2 protein-coding genes are annotated in these 1,483 nt (G+C 67.0%); both read right to left on the minus strand.

Features of this window, described 5'->3' with window-relative positions:
* Positions 1–7: 7 nt before the first annotated feature.
* The gene (locus FPZ12_RS45365; protein ID WP_150980822.1) at positions 8–1,171 is read right to left on the minus strand and encodes a UxaA family hydrolase; all 1,164 of its coding nucleotides are present in this window, start codon (positions 1,169–1,171) and stop codon (positions 8–10) included.
* The coding region (locus FPZ12_RS45370; protein ID WP_243770368.1) for a UxaA family hydrolase at positions 1,150–1,483 on the minus strand (334 nt) is incomplete at its 5' end. The genes FPZ12_RS45365 and FPZ12_RS45370, both read right to left, overlap by 22 nt.

Here is a 1,483-nt window from a genome sequence, read left to right on the forward strand (position 1 = left end):
CCGCGGGTCAGGCGCTTTCGTAGAGGCGGGTGAGGACGTATTCGTGGTGGCCCATGACTTCGGCGCTGGTGAGGCGGCCGTTGATGGTGCGGTCGATGGTGGTCATGAGGTGGTCGCCGGCGGTGGTGAGGGTGTATTCGCGGCGGAGGAGGCCGGAGCAGTCGAGGTCGATGTGTTCGGTCATGGTGTCGGCGGTGATGGGGTTGGCGGTGAGTTTGATGACGGGTTCGATGGGGTTGCCGATGACGTTGCCTTGTCCGGTGGGGAAGAGGTGGAGGGCGGCGCCGGCGGCGGCCATGAGGGTGATGCATTCGGCGGCGGCGGAGGAGGTGTCCATGAAGTAGAGGCCGGGGCCGGCTTCGGGTGTTTGGGCTTTGTCGAGGGCGCCGGTGATGGGTTTGGTGCCGGTTTTGGCGATGTTGCCCATGGCTTTTTCTTCGATGGTGGACAGGCCGCCGCGGATGTTGCCCTGGGTGGGCTGGGAACCCAGCAGGTTGGCGCCGGTGCGGTCGATCATGTCGATGTAGGCGTCGTAGATGCCCTGGAAGCGGGCGCGGACGTCGTCGTTGACACACCGTTGGGCGATGAGGTGTTCGCCGCCGGTGAGTTCGCTGGTTTCGCCGAACAGGACGGTGCCGCCGGCTTCGACCCAGCGGTCGACGGCTTCGGCGGTGGTGGGGCAGGACCCGAGTCCGCTGGTGGTGTCGGATTCGCCGCATTTGATGGAGAGCATGATGTCCGCGTGTTCGACGGGTTCGCGCTGTTTTTCGGAGTCGTCTTGGAGGAAGGTGGCGGCGACGCGGGCGGCGGCTTCGACGGTGCGCAGGTCGCCGTGGCGTTCGATGGCGAAGCCCTGGACTTTTTTGCCGGTTTTGGCGATGCCTTCGACGACGGTGTCGGTCCAGGCGGGTTCGATGCCGATCACGATGACCGAGGCGACGTTGGGGTTGGCGCCGGTGCCGATCAGGGTGCGGAAGGTCAGCTCCAGGTCGGGCCCGAATTGCAGGCGCCCGTAGGCGTGCGGCAGCGCGAGGGTGCCGGGCACGATTTTCGCCACGGCTTCCGCGGCGGCGTTGGACAGGTCATCCAGGGGCAGGATGACGGTGTGGTTGCGGATGCCGACCGCGCCGTTGTCCCGCCGGTAGCCGGTCAGGCCACGCTGTTGTGCCACCGTGCGCTCCTCACGTTGTGGACGTGGACGTAGTCGCCCTGGCCGATGTCCGCGGTGGCGGTGGCCACCCGCTGCCCGTACTCGATCACGTCGGCGCCCGCGGCGATGTCGGTCAGCGCCAGCTTGTGCCCCAGCGGCACCGGATGCCTCAGCTCGATCGTGACCGGGTCCGGCTTGCGCAGGTACCCGCCCACGACCGGACCCGGCTGAAGATCACGCACCGCGACCGCCACCACATCGGCGTCGTCATGGATCAGATAGCCCGGAGGGCCGGAGTCCACCATCACTTCTCCTTTGGATAGAGGTCTTACC

Source organism: Amycolatopsis acidicola (genome assembly GCF_007713735.2).
Taxonomy (GTDB): domain Bacteria; phylum Actinomycetota; class Actinomycetes; order Mycobacteriales; family Pseudonocardiaceae; genus Amycolatopsis_E; species Amycolatopsis_E acidicola.